This is a genomic window from Rhizomicrobium sp. (assembly GCA_037200045.1).
Taxonomy (GTDB): domain Bacteria; phylum Pseudomonadota; class Alphaproteobacteria; order Micropepsales; family Micropepsaceae; genus Rhizomicrobium.
In genome coordinates this window covers 411591-430253 of the sequence record JBBCHM010000001.1, presented here as the reverse complement: position 1 = coordinate 430253, position 18663 = coordinate 411591, and the positions used below count along the sequence as shown (strand labels likewise).

The 18663-nt window shown below is 66.8% G+C and carries 19 protein-coding genes; 10 read left to right on the top strand and 9 right to left on the bottom strand.

Annotation, left to right across the window (positions count from 1 at the left end; translation table 11 throughout):
• The first annotated feature begins 7 nt into the window (after positions 1–7).
• On the top strand, positions 8–688 hold the full coding sequence (locus tag WDM86_01885) for an MBL fold metallo-hydrolase (protein ID MEI9988763.1): 681 nt from the start codon (positions 8–10) through the stop codon (positions 686–688).
• Here the strand turns inward: WDM86_01885 and WDM86_01880 are convergent.
• Positions 685–1605, bottom strand: a complete 921-nt coding sequence (locus WDM86_01880; protein MEI9988762.1) for an SDR family oxidoreductase — start codon at positions 1603–1605, stop codon at positions 685–687. The two genes, WDM86_01885 and WDM86_01880, sit on opposite strands and share 4 nt — an antisense overlap.
• A gap of 84 nt (positions 1606–1689) precedes the next feature.
• Here WDM86_01880 and WDM86_01875 point away from each other — a divergent pair, with 84 nt between their 5' ends.
• Both WDM86_01875 and WDM86_01870 read left to right on the top strand, forming a co-directional pair.
• The gene (locus WDM86_01875; protein MEI9988761.1) at positions 1690–2277 is read left to right on the top strand and encodes a TetR family transcriptional regulator; all 588 of its coding nucleotides are present in this window, start codon (positions 1690–1692) and stop codon (positions 2275–2277) included.
• Positions 2278–2368: 91 nt separating this feature from the next.
• Entirely contained in the window at positions 2369–4453 is a 2085-nt protein-coding gene (locus WDM86_01870; GenBank protein MEI9988760.1) for a 3-hydroxyacyl-CoA dehydrogenase NAD-binding domain-containing protein, read from the top strand.
• A 19-nt stretch (positions 4454–4472) separates the two neighbouring features.
• On the opposite strand, the gene WDM86_01865 is transcribed toward WDM86_01870, so the two are convergent.
• Positions 4473–4874, bottom strand: coding sequence for a biopolymer transporter ExbD (locus tag WDM86_01865; protein ID MEI9988759.1), 402 nt, complete (start codon positions 4872–4874; stop codon positions 4473–4475).
• Between the two features lie 78 nt (positions 4875–4952).
• On the opposite strand from WDM86_01865, the gene WDM86_01860 reads away from it, so the two are divergent.
• Positions 4953–5309, top strand: coding sequence for a hypothetical protein (locus WDM86_01860; protein MEI9988758.1), 357 nt, complete (start codon positions 4953–4955; stop codon positions 5307–5309).
• Positions 5306–6103, top strand: a complete 798-nt coding sequence (locus WDM86_01855) for an alpha/beta hydrolase (GenBank protein ID MEI9988757.1) — start codon at positions 5306–5308, stop codon at positions 6101–6103. Before WDM86_01860 ends, WDM86_01855 begins: the two co-directional genes overlap by 4 nt.
• Positions 6104–6106: 3 nt before the next feature.
• Here the strand turns inward: WDM86_01855 and WDM86_01850 are convergent, their stop codons facing one another.
• Positions 6107–6634 (bottom strand): GNAT family N-acetyltransferase, encoded by a 528-nt coding sequence (locus tag WDM86_01850; protein ID MEI9988756.1) that lies wholly within the window; start codon positions 6632–6634, stop codon positions 6107–6109.
• Positions 6631–6903: a DUF1778 domain-containing protein gene (locus WDM86_01845; GenBank protein MEI9988755.1), complete on the bottom strand. Its 273-nt coding sequence runs from the start codon at positions 6901–6903 to the stop codon at positions 6631–6633. The genes WDM86_01850 and WDM86_01845 overlap by 4 nt, the downstream gene beginning before the upstream one ends.
• A gap of 96 nt (positions 6904–6999) precedes the next feature.
• Between WDM86_01845 and WDM86_01840 the strand changes: the two genes are divergently transcribed.
• Both WDM86_01840 and WDM86_01835 read left to right on the top strand, forming a co-directional pair.
• Positions 7000–7629, top strand: a complete 630-nt coding sequence (locus WDM86_01840; GenBank protein ID MEI9988754.1) for a MarC family protein — start codon at positions 7000–7002, stop codon at positions 7627–7629.
• 178 nt (positions 7630–7807) lie between these two features.
• Entirely contained in the window at positions 7808–9283 is a 1476-nt protein-coding gene (locus WDM86_01835; GenBank protein ID MEI9988753.1) for an AMP-binding protein, read from the top strand.
• A 143-nt stretch (positions 9284–9426) separates the two neighbouring features.
• Here WDM86_01835 and WDM86_01830 read toward each other — a convergent pair whose 3' ends face one another.
• Entirely contained in the window at positions 9427–10182 is a 756-nt protein-coding gene (locus WDM86_01830) for a Coq4 family protein (GenBank protein MEI9988752.1), read from the bottom strand.
• Positions 10183–10251: 69 nt separating this feature from the next.
• Here WDM86_01830 and WDM86_01825 point away from each other — a divergent pair, with 69 nt between their 5' ends.
• Positions 10252–10839, top strand: coding sequence for a TetR/AcrR family transcriptional regulator (locus WDM86_01825; GenBank protein ID MEI9988751.1), 588 nt, complete (start codon positions 10252–10254; stop codon positions 10837–10839).
• Here WDM86_01825 and WDM86_01820 read toward each other — a convergent pair.
• Complete coding sequence (locus WDM86_01820; GenBank protein ID MEI9988750.1) at positions 10820–12190, bottom strand: Fic family protein; 1371 nt, start codon at positions 12188–12190, stop codon at positions 10820–10822. The two genes, WDM86_01825 and WDM86_01820, sit on opposite strands and share 20 nt — an antisense overlap.
• 130 nt (positions 12191–12320) lie before the next feature.
• Between WDM86_01820 and WDM86_01815 the strand changes: the two genes are divergently transcribed.
• Positions 12321–13085, top strand: a complete 765-nt coding sequence (locus WDM86_01815) for a DNA polymerase ligase N-terminal domain-containing protein (protein MEI9988749.1) — start codon at positions 12321–12323, stop codon at positions 13083–13085.
• Between the two features lie 5 nt (positions 13086–13090).
• Positions 13091–14953: a DNA ligase D gene (ligD, locus tag WDM86_01810; protein ID MEI9988748.1), complete on the top strand. Its 1863-nt coding sequence runs from the start codon at positions 13091–13093 to the stop codon at positions 14951–14953.
• A gap of 156 nt (positions 14954–15109) precedes the next feature.
• Here the strand turns inward: ligD and WDM86_01805 are convergent, their stop codons facing one another.
• The 3 genes from WDM86_01805 to WDM86_01795 form a co-directional block, all read right to left on the bottom strand.
• Positions 15110–15994: a Ku protein gene (locus tag WDM86_01805; protein MEI9988747.1), complete on the bottom strand. Its 885-nt coding sequence runs from the start codon at positions 15992–15994 to the stop codon at positions 15110–15112.
• Positions 15995–16155: 161 nt separating this feature from the next.
• Positions 16156–17094: a nitronate monooxygenase gene (locus tag WDM86_01800; GenBank protein MEI9988746.1), complete on the bottom strand. Its 939-nt coding sequence runs from the start codon at positions 17092–17094 to the stop codon at positions 16156–16158.
• Positions 17091–18569: an MFS transporter gene (locus tag WDM86_01795; protein ID MEI9988745.1), complete on the bottom strand. Its 1479-nt coding sequence runs from the start codon at positions 18567–18569 to the stop codon at positions 17091–17093. The genes WDM86_01800 and WDM86_01795 overlap by 4 nt, the downstream gene beginning before the upstream one ends.
• Positions 18570–18663 lie beyond the last annotated feature (94 nt).

The window sequence follows — 18663 nt, the reverse complement described above, 5'->3', positions numbered from 1 at the left end:
AAATGGCATGGAACAGACCCCGATCAAGGCCGCGATCCTGCCCGTGACCCCCTACCAGCAGAATTGCTCGGTGGTGTGGTGTACGCGCACCAGGCGCGGGGCGGTGATCGATCCCGGCGGGGAACTCGACCGGATCAAGGCCGCGCTCGCCCGGGAAGGCATCACGCTGGAGAAGGTTCTGCTGACGCACGGCCATCTCGACCATGCGAGCGGGGCCGCGAAGCTGGCGCGCGAGTTCGGCGTTCCGGTCGAGGGACCGCATCGCGACGACCAGTTCCTGCTCGACGAATTGGGGCGCAACGCCAAGCGGCCCGGTTTCGCGGAAGCCGAGAACTGCACCCCGACGCGCTGGCTCGAGGACGGCGACACGGTGAGCGTCGGCGAGGCGGTGCTCGGCGTGCGGCACTGCCCGGGGCACACGCCGGGACATGTCGTGTTCTTCCATACGGGCGCCAAGGTGGCGTTCGTCGGCGACGTGCTGTTCGCGGGCTCGGTCGGGCGGACGGATTTTCCGCGCGGCAATCACCAGCAGCTCGTGGACTCGATCACCGGGCGGCTCTGGCCGCTGGGCGACGACATGCATTTCGTGCCCGGGCACGGGCCGATCTCGACCTTCGGGCGCGAGCGCAAGACCAATCCCTACGTCGCCGACGAGGCGCTGGGGATCGTGCGGGAGCTGGGGCGCTAAGCGAACGTCGCGCCGGTCAGCTTCTGCGAAACCTCCCACAGACGCGCCGCGACCTTGGGATCGCGGGCGCGCTTCGACATGCGCGCCGGGCCGGGCGGGCCGCCGAGGCCGAAGAATTTTTGCGGGCCGTAATAGGCCGCGGGCCCGGCATCCGGCGAAGTGGCGGCGAAGAGCTGCGGCAGCGCGCCGTCGGCGGGCGATTGCGCGATGAAGTTCATGAAGCGCCATTCGATCCTGCCCATCAGCCCGGCGCGATAGCCCGGACCGTTGGCGAATAGATCGGTCATCGAGCCGCCGGGATGGGCGGCATTCGACATCAGACCCCAGCCCTTCGCGTCGGAGCGGCGCTGCAATTCCAGCATGAACAGCAGGTTCGCGAGCTTGGACTGCGCATAGGCGCGGCTGGGGCGGTAGCGGCGCGCGGCCTGCAGATCGCCGAAGCGGATCTTGCCGATGTGATGCGCGTGGCTCGACACGGTCGTGACCCGCGGCGCCTTGGCGGCGCGCAGCAGCGGCAGGAGCCCCGCGGTGAGCGCGAAATGGCCGAGATGGTTGGTGGCGAACTGCGCCTCGAAGCCGTCGACGGTGGTGCGCCGCGTCGGGAACGCCATCACGCCGGCATTGTTGACGAGGCGGTCGATGGGCCGGCCCTGCGCGTTCATCCGCGCGGCGAACGCGGCGACGGATTTGAGATCGGCGAGATCGAGCGCTTCGAACACGATCTTCGCGGAAGGCGCCAGGCCCCGGATCTTCGCGAGCGATTGGGCCCCCTTCTCGGGATTGCGCCCGGCGAGCACGATCTCGGCGCCGTGGCGGGCGAGCTGGAGCGCGGTCTCGTAGCCGAGCCCGCCCGTGCCGGTGACGACGGCATATATGCCGGCGAGGTCGGGAATGTCTTTCGCGGTCCAGTCGGCCATGCGCGTGTCCTCGGCGTTGCCAGGATGATATGTGCACTTAGTGCAAATTTGCAAGGAGGGCAAATTCGCCCCAAATTGGCGGCCATGGCGAAGACGAGCAAAACCACCCCCGGCCTGCGCGAGCGCAAGCGCGCCGAGACGCGGGCGCGGATCATCGAAGGCGCGCTCAAGCTCTTCGTGGCGCGCGGCTTCGACGCGGTGACGCTCGACGATATCGCGGCCGCGGCCGGGATATCGCGGCGGACGTTCTTCCACTATTTCGAGTCCAAGGAGGACCTGGCGTTCGACTGGATGGATTCCTCGATGGACGACATCGCGGCGGCGGTGGGGCGCGAGCCGAAATCGCTGCCGATGCTGACCATCGCGCTGAACGCCATGGTTGCCTGCGCCCAGCCTTTTCCGCGCGAGGAAGCCTGGGCGCTGATGCGACTGGTTCAGGAGACGCCGGCGCTGCGCGACCGCAGCCAGATGAAGTACGGCCGGCTGGAGACAGCGCTGGCCGCGGCGCTGGCCGCGCGCAAGGGGCTGAAGCCGGGCGACCTCAAGGCGCGGCTGGCGGCGATGACGGCGGCCGGCGCGCTCAGGGTCTCGTCACAGGCCTGGTACGAGAGCGGCGGCAAGGAAGACATGGCGACGTTCGCGCGCAAGGTGCTCAAGGCGCTCCCCGGCTGACGCTGCGGCATAGCGGACGTTCGATATGTGACTCGACTTCGCGCCCTTGGCCTGATTTTTTGTCGCCCAGAACAAACCGCGAGGGACGTCCATGACCATCATCAATTCCGTGACCGACTTTTCCAAGGACGGCGAGATCGGCGTGATCACGCTGAACTCCCCGCCGGTCAACGCGCTGTCGGCGAATGTGCGCGACGGATTGTACGGCGGCTTCAAGGCGGCCATCGCGGATCCCGACGTCAAGGCCATCGTGCTGATCTGCGACGGGCGCACCTTCATCGCCGGCGCCGACATCTCCGAATTCGGCGGCGCGATGAAGGGTGCCTCGCTGTTCGACGTGCAGGCCATGATGGAGGACAGCCCCAAGCCGGTGATCGCGGCGATCCACGGCACGGCGCTGGGCGGCGGCCTCGAAGTCGCGCTGTGCGCGCATTACCGCGTCGCGGTGCCGAGCGCGAAATGCGGCCTGCCGGAGGTGAATCTCGGCCTGCTGCCGGGCGCGGGCGGGACGCAGCGGCTGCCGCGCATCGCCGGCGTCGAGAAGGCGTTGGAGATGGTGACCAGCGGCCAGCACGTGCCGGCCAAGGAATGCCTCGCCATGGGGCTGGTCGACGCGCTCGCCGAGGAAGGCAGGCTGAAGGACGGCGCCATCGCCTTCGCGAAGAAGGTGCTGGCCGAGAACAAGCCGCTGGTGAAGGTGCGCGACAATAACGCCAAGACCGACGCGGCCAAGGGCCATCCGGAGATCTTCGCGAATTTCCGCAAGGCCAACGCACGCAAGTTCCGCGGCTTCAAGGCGCCGGAAGCCAACATCCAGTGCATCGAGGCGGCGGTGAACCTGCCCTTCGAGGACGGGCTGAAAGTCGAGCGCAAGCTGTTCATCGAACTGATGACGGGGGCGCAATCGGCGGCGCAGCGCTATTACTTCTTCGCCGAGCGCCAGGCGAACAAGATCCCCGACGTGCCGGACGACACCAAGCTGATCCCGATCAAGAAGGTCGGCATCATCGGCGCCGGCACGATGGGCGGCGGCATCGCGATGAACTTCGTCAATGCCGGCATCCCGGTGACCATCGTGGAGGTCAAGCAGGACGCGCTGGACCGCGGGCTGAAGGTGGTGCGCGGCAATTACGAGCGCAGCGCCAAGAACGGCCGCTTCCCGCTGTCGGACGTCGACAAGCGCATGGCGATGTTCACCGGCTCGCTCGACATGGCGTCGCTGGCCGATTGCGACCTCGTGATCGAGGCGGTGTTCGAGCGCATGGACATCAAGAAGGACATCTTCACCAAGCTGGACGCCATCGTGAAGCCGGGCGCGATCCTGGCGACCAACACCAGCGGCCTCGACATCGACGAGATCGCCGGCGTGACCAAGCGGCCGGAATTCGTCATCGGCCTGCACTTCTTCTCGCCGGCCAATGTGATGAAGCTGCTGGAGATCGTGCGCGCGGACCACACCTCCAAAGAGGTGATCGCGACCTCGATGAAGCTGGCCAAGACCATCGGCAAGATCGCGGTTCTGGTCGGCGTGTGCCCGGGCTTCGTCGGCAACCGCATCCTGGGCGCGCGCGGTCGCGAGGCGCAGAAGATGGTGCTGGAAGGCGCCATGCCGTGGGATGTCGACCGCGTGCTCTACGATTTCGGCTTTCCGATGGGGCCGTTCGCGATGAGCGACCTCGCCGGCCTCGACATCGGCTGGGTGAAGGAGAAATCGCACGGCGAGACCATCCGCGACGTGTTGTGCGAGGCGGACCGGCGCGGGCAGAAGACCGGCGCCGGCTATTACGACTATGACCCGGAGACGCGCGCCGCCAAGCCGTCGCCGGTGACCGAGAAGATCATCCACGATTTCGTCGCCAAGTCGGGGCGCAATCCGAGGCAGATCGGCGACGACGAGATTCTCGAACGCTGCCTCTATCCGATGATCAACGAGGGCGCGAAGATTCTGGAAGAGAAGAAAGCAATAAGGCCCTCCGACATCGATGTGGTGTGGGTGAACGGCTATGGCTGGCCGGTCTATCGCGGCGGCCCGATGCACTACGCGGACACCATCGGCCTCGACAAGGTGCTGGCGAAGCTGAAGGCGTTCCAGGCCACGATGGGCGACGCGTTCAAGCCCGCGGCGCTGCTGGAGAAGCTGGCGGCGGAAGGCAAGAAGTTCGCCGATCTGCGGTGAAGCGTTGTGCGGCCGGCGCTCAATAGCCCCGCGTATCGGTAAACCCGATATGCGTGGCGCCGGCGCGGGCGGCGTCGGCCAGCACGCGGGCGACCGCGTCGTAGCGCGCCAGCCGGTTGGCGGTCACATGGATGTCGGGCTGCGGGTCCTGGCGCGCGGCGAAGGCGAGGTCGGCATCGAGCGTCGCGCGGTCGACGCGCACGCCGTTCCAGAGCGCGGTGCCGTCGAAATCGATTCCGAGAGTCACCACCAGGGGCGTCCTCGGCGGGGAACCGTGCGGCAGGTCGATCTTCACCGCGTTGGTCTGCAGCGGCAGCGTGATGATCAGGAGCGTGAGCAGCACCAGCATCACGTCGATCAAGGGCGTGGTGTTCATGTCGGCGATGGCTTCGCCGTCGGCGGTGTTCGTCGTCATGGCCATGGCAGGTCTCCCCTCGAGCAGGCTGGGGAAGGCTGGGCGTGGAGTGTGGCGGAAGGAGGCGCAGGATGTGGCGAGAGCATGAATTCACCGACCGCTTGTCAGATGGCCGGCAAAACGACAGCATCGGCCGAGGGGAGAAGCATGACCAAGCGAGGTGCGATCCTGGGCGTTGTGCTGCCGGTCTTCGGGCTGGCGATCCTGCTGCTGTTTCTGGCGGACCATGTCGCGCATGCGGGCGGCGTCTTGGGCCTGGGCGGCGTCGTGCTGCTGTCTGCCGATCTATTGGTCGCGCTTCGCGTTCTAGGCTCGCCCGGTGCCTGGCGCGAGTTGTTGAGATCTTCGGATTCGCGCATCTGGGGCCTTCGTCCCGCGATGCCGCAAAACAGACGGGTTGTCGAAACGCCTGACCTGGACGACGATCGGACGGACGTATGACCTTCGTGACTGCCGGCGATATCGACATCTATTATGAGCGCGCCGGCATCGGGCCGCGGCTGCTGTTCATTTCCGGATCGGGCTCCGATCTTCGGATGAAGCCCAGCCAGATGGACGGGCCGTTTCCCAAGGCCTTCGACATCCTGTCCTACGATCAGCGCGGCCTCGGGCAGACCTCCAAGCCGGACGTGCCCTACACCATGGCGCAATACGCCGACGACGCGGCGGCGCTGATGGATGCCATCGGCTGGGCGAGCGCGGCGGTGATCGGCTTGTCGTTCGGCGGGATGGTGGCGCAGGAATTCGTGCTCCGGCATCCGGGCAAGGTCGAGCGGCTGGTGCTCGGCTGCACCTCGCCGGGCGGGGCGGGCGGCGCGTCGTTCCCGCTCCACGAGTTCGAGCATATGAGCGCCGCCGAACGCGCGCGGCACATGATCCCGATCGGCGACACGCGGCGCGACGCGGCGTGGCAGGCGGCCAATCCGCAGCTATATGAGCAGCTCGTCGCCTTCGCGGCGGCCGATCCTTACGCCGACGAGCCGGGCCACGCCCAAGGCTATCGCCGCCAGGTCGAGGCGCGGGCGCATCACGACACCTATGACCGGCTGCCGCAAATCAAATGTCCGACGATGATCGCGGCCGGCCGCTATGACGGCATCGCGCTGCCGCAAACGCAGGAGAAGATGGCGGCGCGAATCGCGGGATCGGTGCTGCGCTTCTACGAGGGCGGCCATATGTTCATGCTGCAGGATCGCGCCGCGGTGCCGCAGATGGTGGAATTCCTCAAGGGGTGAAGGTCATCGGCCCGGCGTCGCCCGCGCCAGCGCCTGCGCGATGGTGTCGAGGGGGAGAACCAGACGGAGGGGTTCGTCGAGCAATCTCAGCGCGCCGAAACGCAGATACCAGCGGGCGGCCGCGTCGTCCTTGGCGTCGATCGCCATCGCGACGCCGCCCACCTCGGCCGCGACCGCCAGGCATCGCTCGCCGGCCGCGAGAAGCAGATCGGCGCCCAGGCCCCGGCCTTGCGCCGAACGGTCGACCGCCAAGCGCCCGAGCCGGAAGACCGGCACGTCATAACGGCCGAGACCGCGCGCCAGGCTGGGCGGAACGCTGGAAAAGGCGACGGCTCCGGGGCTGACCGTGTAATAGCCGAGCACGCGGTTCGGCTCTTCGGCGGCGGTTGCCAGGAACGTCTTGGCGCCGCCGCTCTCATGGTTCTGGCGCGCGAAGCGCACGAGATAGTCGTTCAGCGCCTGGACGCCGCAATCGAACCGCTTGCGATCATGCTGCTTGCCGATGGCCGTTTCGCGCCAGGCAAGGCTCACTTGCGCAGCGCGCGCCTGCGAGCGGCCGCCAGAAGCGCCGGAGTGGGCTTGGGCGGATTCTCGAGAAGCTTCAGGACCCGCGCGGTGTCGCGTTCCGACAGTTCTACCCGCTCCGACCGCTCCACGACTTCGCGCGCGGCGGGCATCACGCGGCGCATGATGAAGCTCGTCACGTCCAGACGCTCCTCGGCGGCCGCCGAAACCAACAGGCGCTTTTCTTCCTTGCTGGCGCGCAGTTCGATGCGATCGTCGCGGATGGCGGTGGCCATGTCGTGTCTCCAGAGCAGCAACCTATCGTACGGACGCTGTCCGTGCAAGTGCTGCGGGCCCTTGCCCGGCGCCCCGACGACGGATATGGGCTCGCCATGTTCCATCTCTTTCCCACCGCGCTTGCCACATTGTTCGTCGCCGTCGGGCCGGTCGAGGTCGGGTCGATGTTCCTGGCGCTGACCGCCGGCATGGACAAGGCCGAGCGGCGCAACACCGCCATCGTCTCGGCCGCCGTGTCGGCGGTGGTGCTCGCCGCCTTCGCGCTCGGCGGCATCCAACTCCTGGGCCTGATCGGCGTCGGCCTGCCGGCTTTCCGCACCGCCGGCGGCGTGCTGCTGCTGATGGTGGCGGCCGACCTCCTGCTGGCGAAGCATTCGGCGATCTCCTCGATCACGCCCACCGAAGCGAACGAGGCGCAAAGCCACGAGACCGACGTCGCGGTGTTCCCCCTGGCGATCCCGCTGACCGCGGGGCCGGGCAGCATGACGGCGGTCGTCCTCTTGATGGGCAAGGCGCATGGGCCGTTGGACATGGCGGCGGTGCTGGCGGCGCTGGGGCTGATCGTGCTTTCGACCTTCGGCGCGATGCTGGCGTCGGACCGGCTGATGAAGCTCTTGCGCAAGACCGGCGCCAACGTCATCGCGCGCGTCTCCGGCGTGCTGCTGGCGGCGCTGGCGATGCAGTTCATCTTCGACGGGCTCGCCGATAGCGGGCTGTTCCGGTAATTGGGACTCACGCGGAGACGCGGAGTTCGATGTGAACCTCCGCGTTCTCCGCGGCTCCGCGTGAAATCTTCGTTGGCGCTTCGCGCCGACGAACCGTGGGCCGCGTTGCCGCAGCGGGTTTGACTCGCGCGGCGCGCATCGTAACGATGCGGCAAAGACCATCCCGGGACGGAACACCATGTCGGCAGAGGGCGAAGGCCTGGAATATATCTCCATCGGCGCGCGGTTGCAGGAGATCGTGGCGCAAAAGCCCAACGCGCCGGCGGTCACCGCGCAGGACGCGACGCTGAGCTGGGCCGAGCTGCACAAGCGCAGCAACCGGATGGCGCGCGGGCTTCTCGCCAAAGGCGTGAAATTCGGCGATTTCGTCACCATCGCCTTGCCCAACGGCGTGCCGTTCGTCGAGGTCTGTTACGCCTGCTGGAAGATCGGCGCGGTGCCGCAGCCGGTGTCGTCGCGCCTGCCGGCCAGCGAATTGGCGGCGATCATCGAGCTGGCCCATTCGCCCATCGTGGTCAGCGACACGCCGATGGCCTCACCGGCGCCGGTGGTGTCGAGCGGCGAATTGCTCGCGGCCTCCGCCGACGAAAGCGACCTGCCCGACGCGGTCTCGCCGTCCTGGAAGGCGCCGACCAGCGGCGGATCGACGGGACGGCCCAAGCTGATCGTCTCCGGCGCGGCGGGGCTGACCTCCAAGGGCGGCGCGCTGGCGAGCTTCTGGCGCCACACCGCCGATACGGTGGCGCTGATGCCCGGGCCGCTTTACCACAATGGGCCGTTCGCCAACGTCTTCACCGCGCTGAACGCCGGCGCGCATGTCATCGTGATGACGAAGTTCGACGCCGAGCAGACGCTGCGCGACATCGAGCGCTATCGCGCGAACTGGATCTATCTGGTGCCGACGATGATGAGCCGGATCTGGCGGCTGCCGACCCGCGCGGATTACGACGTGTCGAGCCTCAAGACCGTGTGGCACCTCGCGGCGCCCTGCCCGCCGCAGCTCAAGCAGCACTGGATCGACTGGCTCGGCGCCGATGCGATCTGGGAGCTCTATGGCGGCACCGAGGCGCAGGCCGCGACGACGATCTCGGGTCCGGAGTGGCTCACCCACCGCGGCTCGGTCGGGCGGGTGATGCCGGGCGGCGAGATGAAGGCGTTCGACGCGCACGGCCATCCCCTGCCGCCGGGCGAGACCGGCGAGATCTTCATGCGGCACGCGGCCGGCCTGCCGCCGACCTATCGCTATGTCGGCGCCGAGGCGCGCAGCCTGCCCGGCGGCTGGGAGAGCATCGGCGACATCGGCTGGTTCGACGAAGACGGCTATCTCTATCTCGCCGACCGGCGCACCGACATGATCCTGGTCGGCGGCGCCAACGTCTATCCGGCCGAGATCGAGGCGGCGCTGGACGAGCATCCGCTCGTGGCGTCGAGCGCGGTGATCGGCCTGCCGCATGAGGAACTGGGCAACCAGGTGCATGCGATCGTGCAGCCCAGGCCTGGGCTCGATCTGGACGAGCTGAAGCGGCATCTGGCGGAGCGGCTGGTGATCTACAAGCAGCCGCGGAGCTTCGAGCTGGTGGACGAGAACGTCCGCGACGACGCGGGAAAGGTGCGGCGCACCGCGCTGCGCGATGCGCGGGTGAAGAAGGCGTAGGGCCGCGCGACTGGGGTTCACTGCATTCGACAAAAGGTGTCATACCCCGCGAATGCGGGGTACCCAGTTGACGCCTGCTCCGGCGGTGCGCATTTCACCTGGGTCCGCCGCATTCGCGGCGGATGACACCGTGAAACTGGTGTCTAAACCGAGGCGGTCGCCGTCAGCGCCGACGGCGCGGTGTCCATCTGCTTGAGGCGCCGGTAATGCACCGGCTCTGCGATGTTCAGGCGGGCACGGGCGGCGTCGAGCGGTTCGGCGAACAGTGTCTCGATGTCCTCGCCGTGCAGCCAGGCGGCCTGCTTGCCGTGGGTGTAGCCCTCCCACACGGCGCGCGCGACGAGGCGGCCGTGCGGCTCGCGCAAATTCTTGAGCGCGCCCATCGCCGCGATGAAGCCCCAGCCGAGGCCCCTGGTCTGCGCATAGGAGAACGCGACGAGGCACAACTCCCCGAGCGGATCGTCGGCCTGATAGCCGGTCAGCACGTGCCAGATGTCGTGGATATCGCGCTCGCGCCGGCCGAACCAGGCATAGGGATGTTCCAGGAAGACCGCGCCGTGAACCTGCTCGCCGACCTCTTTCAGGCCGGCGGCGGAGAAGCCGGTCTTCTCCAGGAAGGCGCGATAGGCGGCGCCGACCGTGCCGGGCGCGAAGCGGCGCAGGAAATTCGGGTCCATGAACGTGTCGACCAGCTCGACCCGGGCATAGGCGATGCGGCCGCCTTCGGCGGTCTGCAGCAGGCGGTTGTAGTTCCGGGCGGTCACGCCGGCGTTCAGCGCCTGCATGATCTTGAAGACCTGGGCGGTGTCGTTGGGATCGGCGATCAGCAGCCGCATGGCGCGGAAGGCGGCTTTCCAGTCGCGGCGGCGGTTGAAGTCCAGTGCGGGAGCGGTTGCCATGGCGCGACCTCAATCTGACTATCTGACAATCTTGATTATCAGATAGTCAGATGGCACCACCGTGTCAAGATGGCGACCTTGGAAAAAGAGCGGCGACGCTATGGCGGGGCCAGTTTCGCGGACCGGCAGGCGGAGCGCCGGGAACGGCTGATCGGGGCCGCGATCGACGTGTTCGGCCGGACCGGGCGCGACAGCGCGACGGTGGCGGCGATCTGCGCCGAGGCGGGGCTGACGGCGCGCTATTTCTATGAGTCCTTCCCGAGCCGGGACGCGCTGTTCCTGGAGGCCTATGGGGCGGTGCAGCGCGAATTGCTGGCGCGGCTGACGCAGGCCGTCGATCCGGCCGATCCGGTGAAGAGCGCCCTGACCGGTTTCTTCGCCGCCCTGGCCGAGCATCCCGGGCCGGCGCGGGTCTTCCTGCTCGACGCCCATGGCCGCGAGCCGGCCATGCAGGCGGCGGGGCGGGAGACCGCGACACGGCTGGTGCAGCTCTTCGCGCCCCGGACGCGCACGGTGCTGGCGGCGGCCGGGGTGCTGGGCGCGGTGATCGACATCGCGCGGGCCTGGATCGAGCGCGGCTTCGCCGAGCCGGTCGAGGAGGTCGTGGCCACCGCCCTGCCCTTCGCGCAGGCGGCGGCTAAGTCGGCGGGCGCTTGACGGGCTTGGCCGTCAGGCCCAGCCGCTCGCGCAGATCCGGCGGAACGAGAAATACCGACTTCACGCCTTCCTTGGTCTTGCGGAGAAGACGACGCTTCGCAAGCGACTCCAGATCGGCGCGCGCGGTGAGATAGCTGACGTGGTGAGAATCGGCGTGCTGCTGGATTTCGAAGCGCGCGGATGCACTCTTCAAGGCGAGCTGCACGATGCCCAATTGGCGCCGATTCAGTTGGCTTTCAAGGCGACCAAGCGCCTTTCCCAAATCGCCGAGTTCCTTGGTTTTCTCGACAAGATATTTTTGCAAATCGGCGAGAGATTGTTCGATAACGCCCAATTGATGATCGATAAAATATGTGAGATCGCCTTCGTCGGTTTCGCTGTAGAGAAATGCCATCCCATACTTCGTCGGAGCACGCATAATCACCGCGGATATCGAAACATATTCGAGCAGCCAATAGCCATGTTTCAAGACACACCAATAGAACAGCGCCCTTGCGCAACGCCCATTGCCGTCCCAAAACGGATGATCGTAAGCAAGCATGAAGTGCAGGACGATGGCGCGAATGACGGGGTGGAGAAATCCCGCCTTTCCCATGTCCGATTCGTTGGCGAAGTCGCAGAGTGCCTGCAATCTCGCCGGCAACTCGCCGGCGGGTGGCGGCATATGGAGTGTTTCGCCCGACAACGATTCAACAACGCGAACGTCGTCGGCAGCCGTACGGAATACTCCCACCTTTTCCGGCTTCTCCAGAGTGTCTAAAGTTAGGATGCGATGGAGTTCTAGGACCCGAGCCGGCGTCAGTCCCTCGTGCCGGTGCTCCCGAATGAAGCTCATCGCACGATAGTTGTTGAGAACCATTCGTTCGCCAACCGTCTTAGGCTTGCGCCCCTCCTCGATCATCTTCCGAGCGACTTCGCGCGTGGTCGCGGCCCCTTCCAAGACGGAACTGGAGAAAGGCTCCTCGAGCAGCGATTTCTGAAGATAGACATCCCGATTTTCGGACGTAGCGGCGGCGCCCGGCATGCCGACGAGCCCGCGCGCGTTGCTATCGATCTCATGCAATGCCCGTTGAAAGTCGCCGATCTGCGTGTAGAAGAACTTTTGCGACTTCGTATCCGAAAACGGCAGGGGGCGCCGGGCCACCAACCTTTTCATCTTCATCACTACCCAAGCTTCGTCGGGAGCCAGAGGTTCGGGGGCAGGCTTGAATCGAACCTTTTCCCAGTGCTCATAGGGTCCGACGGACACACCATCGATCTGGGACGAAAACAAAAGAGGGGCCTTTTTCGGGTCCTTTCCGATTTTTGCAAGGGTCGCCTGGAAGTCTGGCGGCGTGGCGGGAATTTTCATTTATAGCCTATAAGAATTGGGATCGAAGACCGCGCTTCTTCTTTTAATATCAATGGCTTGAACTTTTTATCCCGCAGAGGAATACGATGCATTCTTCCAACCGCTTTTGTTTTTTATAGACTATAAGGATATGGCCATCAAGCAGGCGCCCCGGAGCGCCTGCCTCTCGGAACTTTCGACGGTTCATGGCAGTTTCCGCTTCATGGCCGGTCTTTCCACCTATCAGTCCAAGCGCGATTTCGGCGTCACGCGGGAGCCGCGCGGCAAGGTCGCCAAGGGCAAGGGCAAGTCGCGCTTCGTCATCCAGCGCCATGCCGCGACGCGGCTGCATTACGACCTGCGCCTGGAGCTGGACGGGGTCTATAAATCCTGGGCGGTGACCAAGACGCCGTCGCTCGATCCGGCGGTGAAGCGGCTGGCGGTCGAGGTCGAGGATCATCCGATCGAATACGGCACCTTCGAGGGCACGATCCCGGAAGGGCAATATGGCGGCGGCACGGTGCAGCTCTGGGATCGCGGGACATGGAGCCCGCAAGGCGACGATCCGGAGGGCGAGCTGCGCGCCGGCCACCTGAAATTCGTGCTCGACGGCGAGCGGATGAAGGGCAAATGGGCGCTGGTGCGCATGCGCGACGACCCGGCGCGGCCCGGCCGCAAGCTCCGCCACAACTGGCTGCTGATCAAGGAGATCGACGACGAGGCCAGGCGCGGCAAGGCGGGCGACGCGCTGGCGAAGGACGTGACCTCGGTGGCGACCGGCCGCACGCTGGACGAGATCGCGGCGAAATCGGGCAAGGTGTGGAATTCCAACCGCCCGGTCGCCGAGAACGTGAAGGCGCTGAAGAAGACCGCCGTTAAAAAAAAGAGTCGCAAGACCGTGAAGCGCCGCGCGTGACGCGGATGCCCGATTTCGTGGCGCCGCAACTGGCGCAACTGGTCCAGACGCCGCCGTCGACGGACGGCTGGGTGCATGAGGTCAAGTTCGACGGCTATCGCCTGCAGATGCGGGTCGAGAATGGCCGCGCCGTGCTGCGCACCCGCAAGGGGCTGGACTGGACCCAGAAGTTTCCCGAGATCGCGGCGGATGGCGGCAAGCTGCCCGATTGCCTGATCGATGGCGAGATCTGCGCCCTGAACGCGGAGGGCGCGGCGGATTTCGGGGCGCTGCAGCTCGCGCTGTCGGACGGCAAGACCGGCGGACTGGTGTTCTTCCTGTTCGATTGCCTGTTCGCCGGCGGGCGCGATCTGCGCAAGCTGCCGCTGTCGGCGCGCAAGGACGCGCTTCAGGAGGTCTTGAAACACGCGAAGAACAGCAAGCGGCTGCGCTTCGTGCCGCATTTCACCTCGCATGGCGACGCGATGCTGGAAGCCGCTTGCAAGATGGACATGGAGGGCATCGTCTCCAAGCGGCTGGACGCGCCCTATGTGTCGGGCCGCACGGGGTCGTGGACCAAATCGAAATGCCGCGGCGGGCAGGAAGTGGTGATCGGCGGCTGGCGCGGCGACGCGGGCACGCTGCGCTCGCTACTGGTCGGCACGCATCGCGACGGCAAGTTCGTCTATATGGGCCGGGTCGGCACAGGCTATACGGCGGCGGTCGCGGCCGACCTCCTGAAGAAGCTGAAGCCGCTCAGGCGCGACAGGCCGGCCTTCGCCGACGCGCCGCGCGGCGGCGATCTCAACTGGGTCGAGCCGAAACTCGTCGCCGAGATCGCATACGAGAACGTCACATCGGACGGGCTGTTCCGCCAGGCGGCGTTCAAGGGCCTGCGCGCCGACAAGCCGGCGAGCGCGGTGACGATCGAACTGCCGGCGGACGCGAAGGAGAAGAAGACGATGGCGGCGAAATCGGCGCGCGCGGCGACCAGGCCCGCGAAGGACAATGTCGTGCTCGGCGTGACGATCAGCCATCCCGACAAGGCGCTGTGGCCGAAGTCGAAGGCGGGACCGGCGGTGACCAAACTCGACCTGGCGACCTACATGGCGGCGGCGGCGGAGCGGATGCTGCCGCATATCGCGGAGCGGCCGATCTCCATCGTGCGCACGCCCGACGGGATCGAAGGCGAGACCTTCTTCCAGCGCCATGCGCTGAAAGGCACGCAGGTGCCGATGCTGGCGATCAAGGTCGCGGGCGAGAAGGAGCCCTTTCTCGGCGTCGACAGCGCCGCGGCGCTGGTCGCGCTGGCGCAGCAGGCGGTGACCGAAATCCATCCCTGGGGTTCGAAGCCGGGCGATCCGCAAACGCCGGAGCGGGTGATCTTCGATCTCGATCCGGCGCCGGACGTGGACTTCGACCGCGTGGTGGAGGGCGCGCAGGAATTGCGCAAGCGGCTGGCGGCGCTCGGCTTCGAGCCGTTCGTGAAAACGACCGGCGGCAAGGGGCTGCATGTCGTGATCGCGATCAAGGGCGCGACCTGGCCGGAGGCGAAGGCGTTCGCCAAGGCGGTGGCGGTGAAGCTCGAAGCCGACATGCCGGAGCGCTACACCACGACGCTGGCCAAGAAGGCGCGGGCCGGGAAGATCTTCGTCGACTATCTGCGCAACGACCGCACCTCGACCGGCGTCGCGCCCTGGAGCACGCGGGCGCGCGAGGGCTGCCCCATCGCGGTGCCGCTGGCGTGGAGCCAGGTGAAGAGGGGGCTGGATCCGAAGGCGTACGATATCCGAACCATCGGGCCGGTGCTGAAGAAGGCGGACCCGTGGGCCGGGCTGGCGAGGAGCGCCAAGGCGCTCGGGCCGGCGATGAAGAAGATGGGAATGTAGTTTCCTCCCCCGCGTTTGCGGGGGAGGTGCCGAGCGCAGCGGTCCGTAGCGACAGCGTACGGACGAGGGGGCCAGCGCTGGCGCCGAAGCGCGTTTCTGCCCCCTCCACCGCTTCGCGGTCCCCCTCCCCCGCAAACGCGGGGGAGGAAACGCGGGTTAACCGCGCGCCCGCTTCTTCGTGTTGGTGTTGGCCGGCGCGGCCTTGTGCTTCAGGCTCTTGCGCAGCGCTTCCATCAGGTCGATCACGTTGGTGTCTTCAACCGGCTCGGCCTTGACCGGCTTCTGGCCCTTCTGCTTGCGGCGGATCAAATCGCGCAGAGCCTTTTCGTAGCGGTCCTCGAACATCGACGGATCGAACGCGCCTTCCTGCTGCTCGATGATCCGCTCCGCGATCTCGACCATCTTCTTGTCGGAGCGCGCGGTGGGGATGTCGGCGAACACGGTCCTGGGATCGATCACCTCCTCGGCGGTGCGCAGCGTGTAGGCAACGATGCCCTTGTCGCGCGGCTCCAGCGCCACCATGCGCTCGCGAGTGTGCATCACGACGCGGCCGATGGCGATGCGGCCGGCCTGCACCAGTGCGTCGCGGATCACGGTGTAGGCCTCGGTCCCGGTCTTGCCGTCGGGCACCAGGTAATAGGGATCGTTCCAGTAGAGCCGGTCGATCTCGGCCGCGTCGACGAAGCGTTCGATGTCGATGGTCTTGGTGGTTTCGAGCCGGACGTCCGAAAGCTCCTCATTGGTGACGACGACGTATTTATTCTTCTCGATCTCGTAGCCCTTCACCAGGTCCTTGCGCTCGACCGGGCCGGTATCGGGATCGGTCGGGATCATGCGGATGCGGTTGTTGGTCTTGGGATTGAGCATGTGGAAGGAGATGTCGTTGCTGCGCGTGGTGGCGCCGTAGAGCGCCACGGGACAGGACACCAGCGACAGGCGCAGATGCCCCTGCCAGGCCGGACGCCCACCGCCGCGGCGGGCGTGCGCGGTGTGGGCGGGAGCCTCGTGCGCTTTCGCTTTGGCCTTCTTGCGCGCTGCCATGGGAGTTCCTTTCGCCCGCCGGAGTCGGAAACGTGGGGCGCGGAGATTGTATCCGGGCCCCCTCCGCCTCGCTACGCTCGGCACCCTGCCGGGTTCGCTGTTGCTCACCCGGCCTTCATACACTGTCGCTATGAAGCCCCCGCAAACGCGGGGGAGGAAAGCTATGCATACTTCTTCGCCGCCTGGGCGATGACGGCGTAGAATTCGGCGACGGTCTCGTCGATCACCTGCTTGACCGGCTTGATGTCGTGGATGCGGCCGGCGACCTGGCCGGAGAGGGCGATGGACGCCTCCATGTCGCCGCCGAAATAGAGGTCGGTCGCCTTGCCGAACTCGGCCATGATGTTCGGCGGCGGCTCCTTTTCGATCCGGGTGGTCTTCTCGGTGCGGAGCGCCCGCAGCGCCGGGCCGGGGCCAAAGCGGTTGAGGAACACCGTGTCGGTCTCCGCCGCCGCGAGGATGGCGTTCTTCCAGTTCGCATGCACCGGCGATTCCGCCGCCGACACCATGCGGGTGCCCATCTGGATGCCTTCGGCGCCCAGCAGGAAGGCCGCCGCCATGGTGCGGCCGTCCACCATCCCGCCGGCCGCGACGACGGGGACGTTCACGCTTTCGCAGACCAGCGGCAGCAGGACCATCAGGGCGACTTCCTTCGGATTTTTGAACCCTCCGCCCTCGCCGCCCTCGACCACCAGGCCGTCGACGCCGCAATCCACGGCGCGCAGCGCGGCCTTCAGCGAGGGCACGACGTGGAAGACGGTGAGGCCGGCGGCCTTCAGCGGCGCCACGATCTTCTGCGGATCGCCGGCCGAGGTGGTGACGAATTTCACGCCCTGGTCGATGATGAAGTTCACGATGCCCGGATCGCGTACGAAGGCGAGCGCGACGTTCACGCCGAAGGGTTTCGTCGTGAGCGTGCGCATCCTGGCGATCTCGCCCTTGACCGCGTCGAGCTCGCCGGAGGAGGTCTCGATGATGCCCATGCCGCCGGCATTCGAGACGGCGGAGGCGAGCTGGGAGCGCGCGATCCAGCCCATCGGCGCCTGCACGACGGGATATTCGACGCCGAGCAGCTCGGTGATGCGGTTGCGGATGGTCATGGCGAATTCTCCGGGATGGGAAGCGTGTCCGAGAGCTGCGCCGGGGCCAAGGCGCGGCGCTCGACCAGCGCCTGCTGGATGCGGGCATGCGCGGCGCGGTCGAGGCGGTAGTAAAGCGTGAAGATGATGCAGGCGAAGGTCATCGCGCCCGGCACGATGCCATAGGCGAGGCCGAGCGCGTTCACCGTGGCGAGCGGGATGTGCGCGGCATCGCCGCCCTTCGACGCGAGATCGGCGGGAAAGCCGATCAGGCTGAGCACCAGGCCCGAGATCAGCCCGCCAAGGCCGCTCGCCGCCTTGGTCGAGAAGGACAGGCCCGCGAAATAGACGCCTTCGCGCCGCGCCCCGAACAGCAATTCGTGCTCGTCCGCCGCGTCGGCCATCATCGACTGGAAGCCGACCGTGAGGAAGGTGATGGCGACGCCGGCGATCACCGAGTTGATCGACAGCGCCAGCACGGTCAGATTCGGATCGGACGGCAACAGGCCCACGATGCGCGCGACCGGCAGGCCGGCCTGCGTCACCACGATATAGGCGAGGCTCCAGATCACCATGGCGCGCTTTTCGACGCGCGCGCCGGTCAGCCACACGGCCGGCAGGCCGGCCATCACGCCGACCAAGAGCAGCACCGCGACGAACAGGATCTGCTGGGTGTCGAGGCGCCAGAAGAATTTGTTGCCGTGCAGGTTGAGGGCGGCGGCGGTGCCTTGCGCCACGAAGAAGATCAGCACGCTGGAGAACAGGAGGCGGAAGGACGGGTTGCGGAACACCTCGGCCACTTCGCGCAAGAGGCGCGGCAGCGGATGGCCCTCGCCCGGCACGGCCTTGTGCAGGCGGCCGCGCGTGCCGAGCGTGCCGAAGGCGGCGAGCGCCCCGAACACGGTCATCAGCGCCGCGCAGCTCCAGGCGAAGGGGATATAGGCGGCGCGGTCGTAGATCTTCGCGCCGGCGAGGAAGATCATGTATCCGAGGATCAGCGGGGCCAGCGTGGCGAAGACGCTGAAGAAGGTACGCCAGGCGACGATGGCGGAGCGGTCGACATAATCGTCGGTCAGCTCGGCCCCGAGCGCGATATAGGGCACGACATAGCCGGACAGGCCGATGCGCAGCACCAGCGCGATCAGCGTCGCGTAGCCGAACAGCGGCCAGGTGGTGAGCCCGCGCGGGATCGAGAACAGCAGGCCGAGGCCCAGCGCGATCAGCACCAGCGAGAAGATCATGTAGGGATGGCGCCGGCCCCAGCGCGAATTCGTGTTGTCGGAGATCGAGCCCATCAGGGGATCGACGCAGGCATCGACCACGAGCGCGATGCCGAGCGAGGCGCCGGCGAGGACGCCGGACAGGCCGCACACCTCGTTCAGATAGAACAGCAGGAAGGTGTTGATCGCCGTCGAGCTGATGCTGTCGGCGAACTGGCCGGTGCCGTAGACGGCCTTGGTGACGAGCGGGAGCTTGGAGGAATCGCGTTCGGACATGCGTTCAGGTCATTTCCAGATGGGATGGCCAGGAGAGATTGCCGAGAGGCAGCCGTCGAAGGGCGGCATTGCCACTCTCCGCTGTCATGGCCCG